16 protein-coding genes are annotated in these 15644 nt (G+C 44.6%); 5 read left to right on the plus strand and 11 right to left on the minus strand.

All coding sequences use genetic code 11. The features are described 5' to 3' along the window. Nucleotides 1–31 precede the first annotated feature (31 nt). A complete protein-coding gene (locus tag A8O25_RS23205) occupies nucleotides 32–181 on the minus strand; it encodes a hypothetical protein (RefSeq protein WP_161947723.1) in 150 nt (49 codons plus the stop codon). A gap of 752 nt (nucleotides 182–933) precedes the next feature. Here A8O25_RS23205 and A8O25_RS24095 point away from each other — a divergent pair. Beyond that, nucleotides 934–1065: a hypothetical protein gene (locus A8O25_RS24095; RefSeq protein ID WP_277620012.1), complete on the plus strand. Its 132-nt coding sequence runs from the start codon at nucleotides 934–936 to the stop codon at nucleotides 1063–1065. 353 nt (nucleotides 1066–1418) lie between these two features. Here A8O25_RS24095 and A8O25_RS09095 read toward each other — a convergent pair whose 3' ends face one another. Beyond that, nucleotides 1419–2234: a toll/interleukin-1 receptor domain-containing protein gene (locus A8O25_RS09095; RefSeq protein ID WP_066833872.1), complete on the minus strand. Its 816-nt coding sequence runs from the start codon at nucleotides 2232–2234 to the stop codon at nucleotides 1419–1421. A 432-nt stretch (nucleotides 2235–2666) separates the two neighbouring features. On the opposite strand from A8O25_RS09095, the gene A8O25_RS09100 reads away from it, so the two are divergent. Further along, nucleotides 2667–3533, plus strand: a complete 867-nt coding sequence (locus tag A8O25_RS09100; protein ID WP_066833875.1) for a type IV toxin-antitoxin system AbiEi family antitoxin domain-containing protein — start codon at nucleotides 2667–2669, stop codon at nucleotides 3531–3533. Here the strand turns inward: A8O25_RS09100 and A8O25_RS09105 are convergent. Further along, nucleotides 3520–4401 (minus strand): nucleotidyl transferase AbiEii/AbiGii toxin family protein, encoded by an 882-nt coding sequence (locus A8O25_RS09105; RefSeq protein ID WP_066833877.1) that lies wholly within the window; start codon nucleotides 4399–4401, stop codon nucleotides 3520–3522. The two genes, A8O25_RS09100 and A8O25_RS09105, sit on opposite strands and share 14 nt — an antisense overlap. Nucleotides 4402–4527: 126 nt before the next feature. Here A8O25_RS09105 and A8O25_RS09110 point away from each other — a divergent pair, with 126 nt between their 5' ends. Next, a complete protein-coding gene (locus A8O25_RS09110; protein ID WP_066833880.1) occupies nucleotides 4528–4857 on the plus strand; it encodes a YnfA family protein in 330 nt (109 codons plus the stop codon). A 220-nt stretch (nucleotides 4858–5077) separates the two neighbouring features. On the opposite strand, the gene A8O25_RS09115 is transcribed toward A8O25_RS09110, so the two are convergent. Beyond that, on the minus strand, nucleotides 5078–5440 hold the full coding sequence (locus tag A8O25_RS09115) for a cation efflux transmembrane domain-containing protein (protein ID WP_066833883.1): 363 nt from the start codon (nucleotides 5438–5440) through the stop codon (nucleotides 5078–5080). A 128-nt stretch (nucleotides 5441–5568) separates the two neighbouring features. Between A8O25_RS09115 and A8O25_RS09120 the strand changes: the two genes are divergently transcribed. After that, nucleotides 5569–6399 (plus strand): histidine phosphatase family protein, encoded by an 831-nt coding sequence (locus A8O25_RS09120; protein ID WP_241498974.1) that lies wholly within the window; start codon nucleotides 5569–5571, stop codon nucleotides 6397–6399. Nucleotides 6400–7000: 601 nt separating this feature from the next. Beyond that, complete coding sequence (locus A8O25_RS09125; protein WP_153042669.1) at nucleotides 7001–7867, plus strand: phosphatase PAP2 family protein; 867 nt, start codon at nucleotides 7001–7003, stop codon at nucleotides 7865–7867. 114 nt (nucleotides 7868–7981) lie between these two features. Here the strand turns inward: A8O25_RS09125 and A8O25_RS23500 are convergent, their stop codons facing one another. The 7 genes from A8O25_RS23500 to A8O25_RS09160 all read right to left on the minus strand — a co-directional run bounded on the left by A8O25_RS23500 (nucleotide 7982) and on the right by A8O25_RS09160 (nucleotide 15605). Beyond that, nucleotides 7982–8338, minus strand: coding sequence for a cation efflux transmembrane domain-containing protein (locus tag A8O25_RS23500; protein WP_206598671.1), 357 nt, complete (start codon nucleotides 8336–8338; stop codon nucleotides 7982–7984). A gap of 702 nt (nucleotides 8339–9040) precedes the next feature. Then, nucleotides 9041–9313, minus strand: a complete 273-nt coding sequence (locus tag A8O25_RS22465) for a hypothetical protein (RefSeq protein ID WP_074987958.1) — start codon at nucleotides 9311–9313, stop codon at nucleotides 9041–9043. Nucleotides 9314–9625: 312 nt separating this feature from the next. Beyond that, complete coding sequence (lpdA, locus tag A8O25_RS09135) at nucleotides 9626–11020, minus strand: dihydrolipoyl dehydrogenase (RefSeq protein WP_066834030.1); 1395 nt, start codon at nucleotides 11018–11020, stop codon at nucleotides 9626–9628. A 198-nt stretch (nucleotides 11021–11218) separates the two neighbouring features. Next, complete coding sequence (locus A8O25_RS09140; protein WP_066833891.1) at nucleotides 11219–11551, minus strand: hypothetical protein; 333 nt, start codon at nucleotides 11549–11551, stop codon at nucleotides 11219–11221. A gap of 53 nt (nucleotides 11552–11604) precedes the next feature. Then, nucleotides 11605–13629 (minus strand): heavy metal translocating P-type ATPase, encoded by a 2025-nt coding sequence (locus tag A8O25_RS09145; protein WP_066833894.1) that lies wholly within the window; start codon nucleotides 13627–13629, stop codon nucleotides 11605–11607. Between the two features lie 507 nt (nucleotides 13630–14136). Beyond that, entirely contained in the window at nucleotides 14137–14352 is a 216-nt protein-coding gene (locus A8O25_RS23785) for a helix-turn-helix domain-containing protein (protein ID WP_066833901.1), read from the minus strand. Between the two features lie 74 nt (nucleotides 14353–14426). Continuing rightward, the gene (locus A8O25_RS09160; protein ID WP_161947724.1) at nucleotides 14427–15605 is read right to left on the minus strand and encodes an efflux RND transporter periplasmic adaptor subunit; all 1179 of its coding nucleotides are present in this window, start codon (nucleotides 15603–15605) and stop codon (nucleotides 14427–14429) included. Between the last annotated feature and the right edge of the window lie 39 nt (nucleotides 15606–15644).

The raw sequence follows: 15644 nt of genomic DNA on the forward strand, positions 1-15644 counted from the left end.
TAGTAGGCTACATATTATATTAAAATTTGGCCTAATGCTTCTTTAGTTCTATTGAAGCGGGATCGTAATAGTTATCGCTGATAGCGCCTTCTTTTATTTTCTCTCCTATCTCATCAATGATAGAAACCTGAACCAAAAACCACTCTCGTGCTTTTACCGGTTTTCCAAAATGATCCATCATTTCAACATCCAGTTTTCTGCACCGAAAAGCTTATAATTATTATTCACTAGCCGTTTCGGATGTCAAATCAAACAACGAAATCATTACTTAACATAATGTAATTTATAAGACATGTATATATTATTGATTTATAGTAATTTAACATTTGTATTATGTTAAACAACCTTTATTGAGCTTTTAATTAATCGTTAAATGTAATCAAAAGGCTCTTAGAAGATATTGCCACCTTCTTCTATGAGAACGGATATCCAAAACTTCCTGCTGTTTTGTCGCGATTATGCTCCTGCTACTGCATCCCACCAGCTTTAGTTCACCTTCCGCTCAGGTACTGCTATACCTGAGGGTATTGTACCGATACTTTAGATGTTTTTGGGCTATCTCCACAGCCTCTAGTTCTTTAGCCTGATTCTCTGTCTTGCCCTATATTTTTAGTTCGCCCTATGAAAGCCGGATCCCACAACCTGGCATCAAAGGGTCTGATTTGGGAAATTTAGCGGTGCGCTGGAATATAGCTGGACGCTTTATTTTGACCGGGTATACCCAATATTTGTACGGCTACAGTTATCAGATACCGGTTAGGCGGCTAAACGTAACAACCTACACATATCTGCTAGATATATATGATGTTCTCATTTCTGATCATTAGTTTAGGCAGAATTATTTGAATTATTTATTCCTTAAACTTTTAAGGTATCGAAACATATTATACTATTTTGATGTAATATGAATTTAACCTTTAAAAGAAGCATATAATGACGATTAAACCAGGTCCAAAAAAAATTGCTGATTCAACGGGAAAACCAGACAGGCGTCAGCGGGATAATAAGGAAACTCCTAAAAATATACCATCACTAAAACCACATAAGCATAAAAAGGGGGATTAATTAATAGAGTGAAGTTTTGTGCTATGCGGTTTGGTTAAAATGCTTTAGATGACAGAGAACTGAATTTAACAGCGTCTTGGCAAAAGGCGGAGATAGGTTTTTGAAAACCACGCTCACTAAAAGGTTAATTTGCGCTACAAAGAACATTAACTTTTCACCCTGCCCTTCGCCAGCACGCAAACGTTACTTTGCTTAACATAAATAGGCTTGTCGGCAGACAGTTTTTGCCTTATGTTAAGTAATAAAATTCTAAAAGTTGTCTTTGCACGCGGACATACCATAATCTTAGCAAAGATTTTATTAAAAGTCTTTAAGATGCACTTCGGAGTTAGCAATCCTCTACATTTTAATGGCTAATAATAAAACCTCATTGCGTTAAGCCGCCGATCTATTTCTTCAAGGATATTGTTCCTTTCACGCTCCCATATTGAATGTTTGGCCGGAGTAAGGCTGAAGAACTTCTCTATGCGCTCTTTCAATGAATTGATCTTATCCTTGTCATTGAGAATCATCCCCTGTGTATTAGGGAACACCCCTTTTACATCTGCAAACCCGAATGGTGGTATCAATATTGGAACGTGCTCTTTGGTTGTTACCCAGGCTGCACCCATCTCGCATAAACAAATTGGGCTCTCATAAAACTTCTTTGAAAAAACGAATAGAACTAGCGCATCCTTGTTTAACTCACGTTTCAAAGCGTCAAGGAAGTTGTCTCCTAAGTCAATGCCATAGCCATCAAATGAGGTGCAGAAGATTTTATCAGAATTAACCCCCATCACTTTCAACAGGTCAATGATCTTCTCTACTATGTCTTTGTCAGCACTGGCGTGACTTATGAAAACCTTCTTGCCAATTATTTGACGGGACACTGACTTTTGCAGCCTAGCGCTTTTAGGTGGGCTTTTTATAGGCACCTTAGGCTGTTTTGGCTTATTTTTATATTCCTCTGGTATATCCAGCTTTAGGTATTTGGCAATTTTAATAATCACATCATCTGATTGTGGACCAATTATCCCAGTAGCATAGAGCTTTTTGTTTCTGACCACGGTTTGCTTATCAAAGGATATTCTGTATCGCTTAAGCAAGCTGTTGATTTGGGCAGCTGTGAACTTTCCCTGTAAATGAGTACCTATCACTTCGACCAGTTGGCTTTTTTCTTTGAGGGTCATATGTTTGATAGTAATGGATTGATAAGCATGATTTTATTTACAATACTTTAGTTATCAGATATTTATTTTTAATTAGTGACAAAATATCAAACCCACTTTACAAGGTTTATGGTAAGATCCTTGACTTTGGGCAAAAACAAATCTAATTTTGCGTAAAGTATATATACTTTACGCATGTAATACTACATAGTTTAATATTCCTCCAACTGTTCATCCATTTTGGTTCATATCCCATATTTTTCACTTGCTTTTGTCAAACAAAACGGTTAACTTTACGTATATAAAGTATATATACTTTATATACTCCATGCTCTTATTAATTTTTTGTCCTTCCCTTCAAAATTAAATGACTCCCTATTGCATGTATCCTTCCAAAGGATTAACTTTACGGAAAGTATATATACTTTCCGTCTGACAAACACACATACGGTTATGCCAAGCAAGTCTCGCTTTGTTATTGCGGAAAGTAGTATTAAGTCTTACTTCAAACAGAATCCCCGCAAAGTCTTCTCCCGCGAGCAGCTCAGTGGGATCTTCGAGGAAAGAAAAGCTGTATGGAATCTACCTGTTACGACCACTGATCTCAGGTTTATTGAGCAGCTGCAGAAAAGGGGAATCCTAACCAAAATTGAAATCCTGTTTGACGGCTACATTAATAAGAAGGAGCGGTATGTCACCGAGGATGCCAATGAGCTGGAGGTAGCCGCATCTTTGATCAATAAGTCTTACCTGTCCCATTACACCGCCATGTTCCTGAATGGCCTGACCACCCAGGTACCCAAAACCATTTATGTCACCTTCGAGCAAAGCAGGAAACCGGACGGCAACCGCCAACTGAAACAGGAGGCCATTGATGCTGCTTTCTCCAAGCCGCAACGGAAAGCAGCCACCGAAGCCATATATGGTGATTACTCCTTCCTTATTCTTAATGGCATGCACACGGGAAGAACCGGGGTTCATTCCATTGAGAATGTACCGGTAACCAGCCTGGAGCGAACCTTGATTGACATCACCGTCCGCCCAGGCTACGCCGGTGGGGTGTATTCGGTATTGGAGGCTTACCAGAGTGCCCTACCCAACATTTCCCTGAATAAATTGGTGGCCACATTAGATAACATAGATTTCATTTATCCTTACCACCAGGCGGTTGGGTTTTACCTGGAACGGGCAGGTTACTCCGGCAAAAAACTGGAAGAGCTGCGTAGCCGGAAGAAAGAGTTCCGGTTCTATCTCACCTATGATATGGAGGAAAAAGATTTCTCGGAGGACTGGCAGCTGTATTTCCCTAAGGGAATGTAATCCTTTGGAATTTGTTGACTACGTAGTCAAAGTAAAAATCGAAGCTCTCCAACTCTTCTGAACGGGCCACCGTATCTTTCACGCTTTCCCAGTTGTCTTTATGGATGCTTTTGTAGTTGGCTATCTCCTGTATAAAAGACAGAGGTACTCGCTTGGCCTCAAAAATATTCGCAATCAGCTCTTTGTTTTCCTCGGTCGTCGCATCAACTGCATACGATTCCATAATCAGGTGAATATCATAGAAGTCACGAGCCCTGGCGCGGGCGGTACGCGATTTGATAATTTCCGAGTACTGCGGCAATTGCTGGCAAATGGCCCGCAGCTTCTCGAAGACAATCATTTCCGGCGTATAGACATAAATCGTATAACCGTCCACCTTCGCCTGGGCTTTCTTAGCTACATATTCAAACTTACTGAATTCAAGCTCAAAAGTAGTGGAACGCCCTGCGTTCAACGGAACAGCGATTCGCCGCTGGTGCTCCAAATTCCCCTGATGGGCATCGTAGGTTTTCTGGTCCAGCACCTTGAACGTAACTTGGTAGCCTCCCCAGAAATCTGCCACTGCTTCCTTCACGACTTTGGGCCTGGGGAGGAAAATATAGTCAAAAACAACCAGCCCATTTTCCGCGAAGGTTTTCACCAGTGTTCTTTCTATCCGCTTGCTGATGATTTCCTCTTCCTCTTCAAAATCACCGTGGTCAATGGAGAAGTCCAGGTCATAGGAAGTTCTGGAGATAGAATTGCTGTCATGGTATACGATATCAATGGCATTGCCGCCTTTCAGAACGATGTTCTCGATTAATTCATCGTCTGAAGCCAGGGCAATGATGGCCAAACGTTTGATTTTGTTGATTAAATCAATATTCATCAGCGAAATATTTTTAAAACGAAAGTACGATAAAACCACCGTATTTCTTTTGATTACTATATTTGAAGCCTAAGAATTCAAATATTAATCATCAAGAATTATCCGAAATGACTACCTTCACCTACTGTGGAAATCATTAAATCTTTAGGTATTTTTTTCCTAGCCGGGCTTTGTGAAATCGGTGGAGGTTATCTGGTTTGGCTTTGGCTGAAAGAAGATAAGCCCTTATGGTATGGTATACTGGGGAGCATTATTCTGGCTATGTACGGGGTAGTGGCTACTTGGCAGACAGCCAGCTTCGGGAGGGTGTATGCTGCCTATGGCGGCGTTTTCATTGTGATGGCCCTGGTATGGGCCTGGAAGGTAGATGGTTTCAAGCCAGACCGGTACGATATTATGGGCGCTTTAATAGCTTTGTTAGGGGTTTGCATTATCATGTACATGCCCAGAAGATGAAGATAACAAATGCGTTTGCTACTTCATATCAATGATGATATGCTCTGTATCCATTTCTATAAAGATTCCCCTGATTTTTTCTCTCAAGCCATTGTGTTCTTCAACAAGTCTGAGATTATGGGTTTTTACATGCATAGAGACAACTATCTTTTGCTCATCTAACCCCAGATATGAAAATGCTCCACTTTCTCAACTCCCTCCAAACAAAGAACTTTTTGTTTTAACAAGGCGATATTGATTCCTTCGGGTACTCTCTGCAAAAAAAATCAGAGGCTTCAACTAACTTTTTCAGGACTAAAACAATATAGACTGCGCCTAACAGCAACACTATGGCATTAATCATTGCACCCAATAGGGAAAACCTCTTATAACCGTAGGTATAGTGTTCATTGCTACCTTTCTCCGCCTCATTCTCAAAATACCATCCCAGGCCTAATGAAATACTATCGGCAAAATCATGCAAAGAATCAGATATAATGGCGGCACTTCCGGAGATTATCCCGCCGATAAGCTCCAGCACAGTAAAAGTAAGGTTTAAGAAAAAAGCTACCTTGGTGTTATTTTCTTTATGTTCTTCCGCCATACTACATACAGATCAAGGAGAAGGCTAAGCCGCTCTATCTATAATCAGACAGCTATTTGAAAGATTAACAACCTTTACAGATACAGAGCCTTTGACTAAGAAAAAGGGGAACTACCTCCTTTTCCATAATGTTATACTTACATACAGTTATTTTGGTTAATGATATGGTTAAAAGGGTCTTTTTAATGTCTGTCCTAGTCCTTGTTGCCTTCTCCGCTATAAATGCAAAAGGTAATTCGCTACTTCACCAGACTGTCCAAAGTATAGAGGCAAAGTTCATGGAATTGAGCAGGAGTGCTACCTACGTGACAGCCAAAGGAAAACCTGTCGCACAACGTATCTCCTTCCTTGATGAAAATGACTTGGTACTTCCGGCTGGCACTAAAATCCGTCAGATTGCGCTTATACGCCACGGAGAGCCTGATTTGCGGAAGACAGGTAAATTTTCATACCAAGAGGCGAAACGGTTTGTTGCGGAATATGACAGCGTAGGGATAGTGGTGCCAGATGCTTCCTTCTTTAATCTCCCAAATCCTGCTCAGGTTAAAGTATTCTCCAGCTCCATTAACCGGGCTAAAGCTACCGCTCAGTACATCTTTGGGGTTGACGGGGAGATGACCGTATCCCCTATTTTTAGGGAATTCGAATCTTCCATGGGACACCATAGCCCTAATCTTCGGATTCCTATCAAAGTCTGGACTTCTGTCGCACGTTTGAAGTGGGTGATGGGCATTGACCGCCAGGGGGCTGAGAGTTTTTCCGATGCCCGCAAACGGGCACAGCTGGCGGCGGATACCTTAGCCGGTGCCACCGAAGAAAACCCCAATGTAGCCCTTGTGGGCCACGGGTTGTTAAACCGGTATGTTCAGGAGAACTTGGAAGAACAGGGATGGCATGTGGTCAGGAACGGGGGCAGCGGCTACTTAGGTACTACAATTTTAGTTAAAGTTGTCCGTTAATAAGGCTTGTAGAATTCGTTTTAAAGTTTTTCAAAGGGGGCTTCTAGTTTTTGGGAAAGCCTTTAGAATAGCTAGAAAAGGCAGAACATTTCTAAAATATGTTTAGGAATGTTCTGCCTTTTCATTTTAGCACCACCTATTTGATTTTCTTGGCTTAAACTACTTTTTTATGTGGTTCATTTTTCAGAACTAGACAGAAAACATAGGCGCAAAGAATAATCCATTATGTTTAGGTGCAATTATAGCTTTTACTTAAGCTTTAATTTTGTCTTTGAGACAGCTTAGTGTTACCCCTTCAGGGAGTTGTCTCCTTAGAAGCGTGTAATTCTTACTTCTGGTTTCGGTCTTATTTCTGAAATCAAGGCCGAAAAAGAAAGTGACTGAATAGCAAAAGCCAGCCAATGGGAAGTTTTACCAACATATTCTTTTGCTCTAAAAAGCGCAATGGCTTGAATATCATTGATTAGTGAAGTATATATACAACATATTTCCTAAAGTATTAATCCATTGTTTCAAGTAGCTGGACTCGTAAAGATACCAATGCAACCTTTTTCCTATCCTTTGGTATTGTCATTATAAGCCTCACCTATTTTAAATGCTGATGAAAAGAATTTTACCCTTACATTTCGTTTTTTCCATATTTCTAGGGCTTGTCAGTTTTGAGTCCCAAGCCCAGGTAATTGACTCTCTTAAGATTTCTCAAGAAACTGTAGCAGCCGACACGTTAAAAAAGTACCAAGACTCGCTTACGGCCCCTACAGCAAAAGCACCCTTTTTCAAGTCCAAAGCCTTCAAAGCCACAATTATTCCGGCAATTTTGATTGGATATGGGTTGAGCACAGTAAAGGACAACGGCTTTTACAGCAGTTACGACGCCAAACGGGACATTCAGAAGCACTTCCCTAATTTTAAAACTACCATTGACAATCCTTTGCTCATTGCGCCGTACGTGGAGTTGGCCTTGGCCAACCTGATTAATATCAAATCAAACAATGATTTCCTGAATACTAGTTTAGTGATTTTAAAGGCGGAGGCTATTTTTGCCGTCACGGTTTACGGGTTAAAGCAGGTCACTGACCAGGAGCGGCCTAATGGAGAGAACCGGGAATCCATGCCATCGGGCCATGCGGCCCAAGCCTTTTTGGCAGCTTCTATCCTGAACACGGAGCTCAAGCATAAAAGCCCTTGGTATGGCGTAGGGGCATATACTATTGCCACCAGCGTGGGGGTTTTCCGAATGTTGAACAATAAGCATTGGCAGTCTGATGTATTTGTAGGAGCCGGCATAGGCATGCTTTCGTCTCATTTAGCCTATCTTTCACACCGCAACCGCTGGGGAAGGAAACCATCCATCGCTATGTCACCTACCTATATCTATGGCGTACCGGGGTTCGCAATTTCTTTGAATTTGGATGATTATAAAAATAGGAGGAAAGACCCCAACCATTTTAAGAATTTTTTAAACTAAGATTGATTCGGTTACTCTTATTATTTAAATAGTTTACAGTTTCTTTCAATGCCGGTTTGACACCAAATAACCGTTGATTTTTGCCAGTGCAAACTTCTCGTTTTAAGCCTGTTTTTAGGAAATAATACTGAAAACAGATGTATAAGTTATTTGTAAAAAGGAAGGATTAGCCTTTTTTAAAACTCTAGGCAGTTTAAAAGTATAGGTAGCTAGAATATTTATAATTACACCCACTGAGGTGAGCATGTTAGAGAGCCCCTCAAAGTAAGCCCCCTTCATTTTCAGGCTCACCTTTGAGCCTTTGCTCAAGATGTACATACCCGTCAGGTTCACTACCAAACCAATAGAGGCCACAAACAGTATGGCTTTGCTTTCCACTTCTGGCGGGTCTTGGAACCGCAGGTAAGCTTCATACAGGATATATAGGAAAATGCCGATGAGTATTACCGCATTGGCCAGTGCCGCCAGGATTTCTGCACGGTAATAGCCTTAGGTACGCTCAGGGAAAGCTGGCCGTTCAGCCAACATGATGGCAATGAGAGCAAAAGCCAAGCCTCCCACATCGGTTAGCATGTGACCGGCATCGGCAAGCAGGGCAAGGCCCCTGTCAAAATGCCACCCACCACTTCAGCTACAAGGTAGATTGAGGTAAAAGTAAGAACTAATTTAAGACGCCCTTTATTTTGACTGCTTGCAGATACGGTATGGCCCTGTGACATATTATAGTCTATGCTTTCCTGTAAAAATTATACTAAGTTATTTGTACGGTACACCTGGTTAATTGTTAAAACAATGCTAAAAGCAGACTTGCTACGCTACATTTAGGTGCGCCTCTTAGGGTCTAATACCAAATTACCCTGAAAAGTCCTTTCTCGTTTTTTCGAGCCGTTGTTGGTGTTATCACCAACAACTTCCAATCAGTTCAGTTTGATGGCAGTTTTGAGAAGCGAGTTGATAAAGGATTATTGGTGATAACACCAACAATGGCACGGGAAAATTCATATCGCATGAGCCTCCTTCTCTTTGCAATTCGGAAAAAGACTTTTAGGGTAATTTGGTATAATTTCAAAAAAAGGCCCTGAATGGCTAGATCAGAAAAGCCCACCTTTATTAAGTGGGCTTTTTTGATACTTACTTTAAGGTATTACAAAACTGGCAATTCACACAGTAAGATTAGCCATTTTGCTGGCCCTGCTCATGGGCGTGCAGAGGTTCGTTGCTTTTGTGTTCATGCGAATGGTGCAAGGCAGCGTCCTCCGCGTGGTGCCTACCGTGGGAGCTTAGGCCATAGGCCGTATACCCGTGATGAGCCGACTTTTCATGGTCTCCTTTGGCTAAATGCTCGGCTGCGGCACGATGGTTGGCTGCGGCTTGTTCAAAATATTCCGCAGCTTTTCTATGGTTTTCTGCACTTTTCTTGTGTTCTTCCGGATGTTCATTTTGCATAGTAATAAAATTTAGGTTAATTATTTTTTCTACTTTGTTTTACCTCTAATTCGCTTGATTTGTTCTATTTATTTGTTATTACAGTGGTTGCCCGCCCAAAAGCTGAAAAAAAAACTAGTAGGGAAAGAAGCCAATATTAAACTTTTTATTTATTCCAAAGGACTAAATAACCGGCTGTTCTTTCAGTAAAAACAGAATATGTTTAACTTAGATAGGGGCCTCTTATTTGTGGCTAACGTAGCTTACGGGAGTAACCAGAATAATCCTTTCCTTTTAAGCCAAACATACACCTGGCACCAATTACTACCCGCCCTACATATGAATTGCTCCGGTTCCAGCCGCCAAACATGCTTCTTTCAAAGACTCATAAAAGGTAGGATGCCCGTGTGACATCCTAGCGATATCCTCTGCTGAGGCTCTGTATTCCATGGCCACGGTCGCCTCACCTATCATATCAGATGCTCTCGGCCCAATCATATGGATGCCGAGAATCTCATCGGTTCCCGGGTCTGCCAATACTTTAATCAGACCATCTGTGTCATTGTTCATCCTAGCCCGGGCGTTGGCTTTGAATGGGAATGTACCGACCTTGTAAGCACGACCGTTTTGCTTCAGTTGCTCTTCCGTATGTCCTACGCTGGCTACTTCAGGCCATGTATACACAATGCCGGGAATCGTCAGGTAATTGATATGCGGCTTTTGCCCGGCTAAGAGCTCCGCAACGAACACCCCTTCCTCTGACGCTTTATGAGCCAGCATTGGGCCCCTAACCACATCTCCGATGGCATAGATATTGGAAACATTGGTACGCAAATTCTCATCTACTACTATTCTCCCTTTTTCAGTAGTAATGCCTGCAGTCTCCAACCCTAAACCTTCTGTATAGGGCTTTCTTCCCACAGCCATCAAGCAATAATCACCTTCCACGGCCACAGTCTTCCCGCCTTTATCTTCGGCACTCACCACTACTGTATCTCCTTTATTTTCGGCAAGTGTCACTTTATGGCCCAGGTGAAACTCGAACCCAAGCTTTCTTAGGGACCTATGCAGCTCTTTGCTCATCGTGCTGTCCATGCTTCCTATAATGGAATCGAGGTACTCAATAACGGTTATTTTAGACCCTAACCTTGCATAAACAGACCCAAGCTCCATTCCGATGACACCACCTCCTATTATAATCAGATGTTTTGGTACTTCCACAAGTGCCAGTGCCTCGGTGGAGGAGATAATTCTGTCTTTATCAAGGGTGATACCTGGTAAGGAGAAAGGCTTTGAACCTGTGGCGAGTATAATATTCTTCGTTTCAACAACGCTTGTGTCGCCATCCTTGCCGCTTACGCTGATAGCGGTTGCACTAAGCAAACTTGCCACACCTTGCATGACCTCTACCTTGTTTTTCTTCATCAGGTAATTTACCCCATCCACCGTGTTCTTCACTACCCCGGCCTTATGCGTAACCATCTGGGTAAAATCTAATTGAAGATTCTCCATAGAAATTCCATGGTCTTTAAACTTCGTTTGGGCATCATGGTACCTTTCAGAACTGTCTAGTAATGCCTTTGAAGGAATACATCCCACATTTAGGCAGGTTCCTCCAAGGGTATCGTATTTTTCAACAAGGGCGGTTTTCATTCCTAGCTGTCCACAACGGATTGCTGCCACATACCCGCCAGGGCCTGACCCGATTATTACCACATCATACTTCATATTTTTATCCATTTGAAGTTAATTTAATATTTATGTGAGGGTTCTTTGTTGCACACCAGGCTTCAAAAGAGTCGCCTGGTCTTGAGGCTGTGACAGTAAGGTTCAGAAGGAAGATGCCTTTGTGTTCCTCTGTCATAAGCTTAACGCATTATAGGTATCGAAACTTAATCCAAACTTTCAAAATATTTCTGAGACTCCTTACTCCACAGCATTCTGCATAAGAGAGAAGTAAACCTCCACCTCAAACTCCATCCCTGGCTCTAATGAAATAACTTCTACTTTTAAATAGTTAAAAATTGCGAACTGTTTATCTACATGTACTACCGGGTTGTCACCTAATCTTAAAGCCGGAATCAAGGAACTATATAAGCCTAATTCATCTTGGTCAATTACATGGAGGCGTAGCAGTGGCAAAGCCTGGCCTTCCTGATGGGAACCAAAAACCAACGATGAGATGTGCAAGGTAGTATGACCATGTTTATCATCCACTTTGAAGGAAGAATTAAGATTGTTAAGCGTAACTGAGTCCATACAAATTTTTCAATTTAACCGGTAAAAAGCCAGGCTTCTAGTTAAGATAACCTTTAAAACTTCATCCGTTGAATTCTTACGGCGTTTAAAATCGCCAGAAAGGCTACCCCCACATCGGCAAACACGGCTTCCCACATAGAGGCTACGCCAAAAGCCCCGAACGCCAGCACCAGGGCCTTCACCCCGAAGGCCAAGGCGATGTTCTGCCACACGATCTGCTTGGTCTTTTTCCCGATATTGATTGCTGTGGCTATTTTAGAGGGATGGTCTGTTTGGATCACCACATCCGCCGTTTCGATGGCTGCGTCCGAGCCAAGCCCACCCATGGCCATGCCTACGTCAGCCAGTGTGATGACAGGCGCGTCGTTGATGCCGTCGCCCACAAAGGCCACCATCCTGCCTTCCGCTTTCAACGCCTCCACCTTGCTTACCTTATCCTGCGGAAGCAATCCTCCGTATGCCTCGTCCAGTTGCAACTCGGCCGCCACCTTCTGAACAATGGAGTCCTTATCCCCGGAGAGCATCACCAGCTTTTTGACGCCCAGCTCCCGCATTCGCCTCACAGCCAGCGGCGCATCCTCCTTCGTCTTGTCGGCAATGGTGATGTAACCAGCATAAGCGCCATCAACTGCAACCAGTACGATCGTCTCCACGATCTCCTTCAGGCTCGGGTCATACAGCACGTTGAACTTCTCCAGCAGCCTGCCGTTACCCACCAGCAGCTCTCTGCCGTCCACGGTGCCTTTCAGCCCATGGCCAGGTATCTCCTCCACCTTGCTTACCGAGTGCCGTTGATAGGCGATGCCTGCCTCTGCCACAATGGCCTTCGCAACAGGGTGCGTGGACACATTCTCTATGGCGGCAACAGCGGACATAAACCATGCTTTATCCTCCAGTAATACCTCTACCCGCTGCACTTTGAAGACACCTTCGGTCAGGGTGCCGGTCTTGTCCATCACCACTGTATCCACCTGCGTCATCAGGTCCAGGAAGTTAGCTCCCTTAAAGAGCAGGCCATTCTGTGAGGCTGCCCCGATACCACCGAAGTAGCCGAGCGGAATAGAAATCACCAGCGCGCACGGGCAGGAGATCACCAGGAAGACCAACGCCCGGTAGAGCCATACATTGAAGTCATAGGCATCTACAACAAAGTAGGGAATGAAGGTGAGCCCCACGGCCAGGAAGAACACAATGGGCGTGTATACTTTGGCTAACCTGGTAATGAGCTGCTGCGTCTTGGCCTTGCGGCTGCCGGCCTCTTCCACCAGCTTTAGGATTTTAGATAAGGCACTGTTTTCGTAGGCAGAGGTCACCTTCAGTTGAACCACACGGTCCAGGTTGATCATTCCTGCCAACACAGTTTCACCCTGCTTTTTGGTATCAGGTTTCGACTCGCCTGTGAGCGCTGCTGTGTTGAAGGAGGACCTGTCAGAAAGCAGTTCACCATCCAGCGCCACCTTTTCACCTGCCTTCACCTGCACCACATCGCCAACCCGCACTTCTTTTGCTTTCACGGTGATTACGCCTTTATCCGTTACCAGTCCCACTTCGTCGGGCCTGTTATCAATCAGCGCCTTGATGGAGCGCCGTGACCGCAGCACAGCGGCCTCCTGAAAATGCTCCCCAATCACGTAGAAGAGCATCACGGCCACGCCCTCGGCGTACTCGCCGATGTAGAAGGCTCCCAGCGTGGCAATGCTCATCAGAAAGAATTCATTGAAGAAGCTACTTCTCAAACTCTTAACAGCGTGCCACACCACGCGCCAGCCCACCAGCACATAGGCAATGCCAAACACAATTAGCCGCACATAGCCCGTGAACCAGGGGGTGTCCAAGTAGTCGAGCAGGATGCCAGCCAGCAACAGGAAAAGGCTGATGGCCGTGGGTATGTAAGAGGACTTTGCCTCTTCCGCTGCCTCCCCGTGCTCCTCGGCTCCTGGCCGTTTGGTTTTACCATCTATGGAGCAGCAACTATCGCCTACATTCGGTCCTGGGGCCTCTGCTGTTCTGGGAGAAGTGATCTCCAAGGGCTTGAAGTCCTCTTCTATATTCTTGCTTTTATTCTGTTTCTTATTCATGATTCATGGATTAATAGTCAGCATTAACTCTTATAAATCTATTTTAAGTGGGGTGCTCATGCAGCTTATTCTATTGGGGCTGCTCTTTTTGGCGTATGGCATAATCATTTTCTGAAGTTTTTATTGCCGACCACAACTCTTAGGATGAACGCTACTATCAGCAGTCCAACTACTACCCAGATTAGGCACTGCTCTGATTCTTGGAACGAGAAGCTCCTTTTCAACATCAGGACAGCTTTATCCAGCCAGGACATCTCCTGGTGTTGCGCCTCAATACTGCCTATGAAAAGCATTAGGGGAAACAAGTCTTCCTGGGTTGCTTTTTGCCTATACATGCCTGGCAACGCTCATGCCTATTAAATTGGAATACCCCCATTTCCAACTAAGCGCTATTGTTTCTACCTGTGCGCAGGCTGCTACGCATTCAAGTGGCGCACCGGTCACAAACACCTTTTACCAACATGTTCACCTCATAAAGGCGAAATCTGTTGGGAAGCTGTACACTAGTCAAGTTTGCCTTTGGAAGGCAGTAGGTTTCTTTGCAGGCGTTGCAGTTAAATGCACATACAGGTCCTCCATCGCGCAAGTGCAGTCCTCCTGACACAAGGCGTACTTGGTTGGTTCCGCTCCGTCGATAACCTGTTGCATCAGCCCTTTTTCCTCGAAGGTTTTAAGCGTGCGATACAAAGTGACACAGTCCGCTTGCTCAAAATCTACTTCCATTTCGCTCAGGCTAACGGCGGCCGATTCCTTTCTCTTGCAGGATACAGTCTAAGTTTTGCAGCATGGCTTAACGTTTAATGATGACCACCTTCTTCCTCAGAGTTTCGCATTCTGGATAGCAGCGAATAAGCACCTTTAGTCACAAAGTTTGTGTTAGCGGTATCGACGCCGGCAGGGAGCGCCACCTGCACAAAGCCGCCTTCGGCCGCGCCGCTCTCCACCGGTACCATCCGGAACCGCTTCATCACTGCATCGCCTTCTTTCTCTTCGCCCATGTAAAGGAAGATAAAGTCATTTCCGGCATCTTGCACCACGGCGGCTTCCGGCAGCGCCAGCACCTGCTGCCCGCCCAGCGATACCTGTGCCTGCACATACATACCGGGTACCAATTCTTTGTCTTCCTCCTTTAAGTGCGCGTGTACCTGCACGGTGCGCTCCTCGCTGATCTCCCTGCCGATAAGGTAAATAGTGGCCTCATGCTCCGCCCCGCTCTCACCCGGCAAAGCGAAACGCACCTGCTGCCCCTTTTTCAGGGCCGCCACGTCTTTCTCAAACACCGTCAGCTCCACGTGCAGGTGGTCCGTATCTGCTATCCTGAACAGCACATCCGTCGGGTTCACATACTGGCCGACATTGGCATTAATGTAGGTGACATACCCGTCTATGGGAGCAAAGATGGGCAGGATGCGGCTGATTTTCCCTTCCCGCAAGGAAGCGGGGTTAACTCCGATGATCCGCAGCCTTTCAGCCAAGCCCTCCACCTGCGACCTGACAGACCTGAACTCGGCAGTTACCTGCTGGAAAGTCTTGGCTGCGGTAACCTGTTCCTCGGACAGTTCCTTTTGCCGCTCATACTCCAGCTCCAGGAAATCTAGGCGGCTTCTGGCTTCCAGGTAATCCTGCTGCAGTGTTACAAAATCAGCGTTTTCAATCCTTACAATCAACTGTCCTTTTTTTACGCGCATACCTTCGAGCAGTTCCGTGTTTTTGACAAAACCACCCAGTGGGGCACTTACAGAGGCCATGTTCTGCGGCGGTACGTCCAGCTCGCCTGTCACAGTGAGCGTATTGCTCAGGTTGCGCATTTCGGGCTTGCCGAGCGTAATGCCTGCCACACGGTACTGCTGCTCGGTCAGCTCTGCCATATTCGGGTTTTCCTCTTCGCCGTGGCCTGCTTCCTGTTCTGCTCCCTGTGCCGGAGCAGATTCCTCCTTGCACGAGGAGAAAAGCATAATTCCTGCGAGAAAAAACATGTTTATATTCAAAATCCTTTTCATAATGGATAAATTCAG

This window comes from Rufibacter ruber, assembly GCF_001647275.1.
Classification (GTDB): Bacteria; Bacteroidota; Bacteroidia; order Cytophagales; family Hymenobacteraceae; genus Nibribacter; species Nibribacter ruber_C.

Excerpts from the sequence above, each read along its gene's own strand:
- A8O25_RS23205 (WP_161947723.1), bottom strand. The coding sequence starts at position 181 with ATGATGGATCATTTTGGAAAACCGGTAAAAGCACGAGAGTGGTTTTTG.
- A8O25_RS23785 (WP_066833901.1), bottom strand. The coding sequence starts at position 14,352 with ATGGAAGTAGATTTTGAGCAAGCGGACTGTGTCACTTTGTATCGCACG.
- A8O25_RS09140 (WP_066833891.1), bottom strand. The coding sequence starts at position 11,551 with ATGGACTCAGTTACGCTTAACAATCTTAATTCTTCCTTCAAAGTGGAT.
- lpdA (WP_066834030.1), bottom strand. The coding sequence starts at position 11,020 with ATGAAGTATGATGTGGTAATAATCGGGTCAGGCCCTGGCGGGTATGTG.
- A8O25_RS09120 (WP_241498974.1), top strand. The coding sequence starts at position 5,569 with ATGTTATACTTACATACAGTTATTTTGGTTAATGATATGGTTAAAAGG.
- A8O25_RS09100 (WP_066833875.1), top strand. The coding sequence starts at position 2,667 with ATGCCAAGCAAGTCTCGCTTTGTTATTGCGGAAAGTAGTATTAAGTCT.
- A8O25_RS09105 (WP_066833877.1), bottom strand. The coding sequence starts at position 4,401 with ATGAATATTGATTTAATCAACAAAATCAAACGTTTGGCCATCATTGCC.
- A8O25_RS09160 (WP_161947724.1), bottom strand. The coding sequence starts at position 15,605 with ATGTTTTTTCTCGCAGGAATTATGCTTTTCTCCTCGTGCAAGGAGGAA.
- A8O25_RS09125 (WP_153042669.1), top strand. The coding sequence starts at position 7,001 with ATGAAAAGAATTTTACCCTTACATTTCGTTTTTTCCATATTTCTAGGG.
- A8O25_RS09095 (WP_066833872.1), bottom strand. The coding sequence starts at position 2,234 with ATGACCCTCAAAGAAAAAAGCCAACTGGTCGAAGTGATAGGTACTCAT.
- A8O25_RS24095 (WP_277620012.1), top strand. The coding sequence starts at position 934 with ATGACGATTAAACCAGGTCCAAAAAAAATTGCTGATTCAACGGGAAAA.
- A8O25_RS09115 (WP_066833883.1), bottom strand. The coding sequence starts at position 5,440 with ATGGCGGAAGAACATAAAGAAAATAACACCAAGGTAGCTTTTTTCTTA.
- A8O25_RS22465 (WP_074987958.1), bottom strand. The coding sequence starts at position 9,313 with ATGCAAAATGAACATCCGGAAGAACACAAGAAAAGTGCAGAAAACCAT.
- A8O25_RS09145 (WP_066833894.1), bottom strand. The coding sequence starts at position 13,629 with ATGAATAAGAAACAGAATAAAAGCAAGAATATAGAAGAGGACTTCAAG.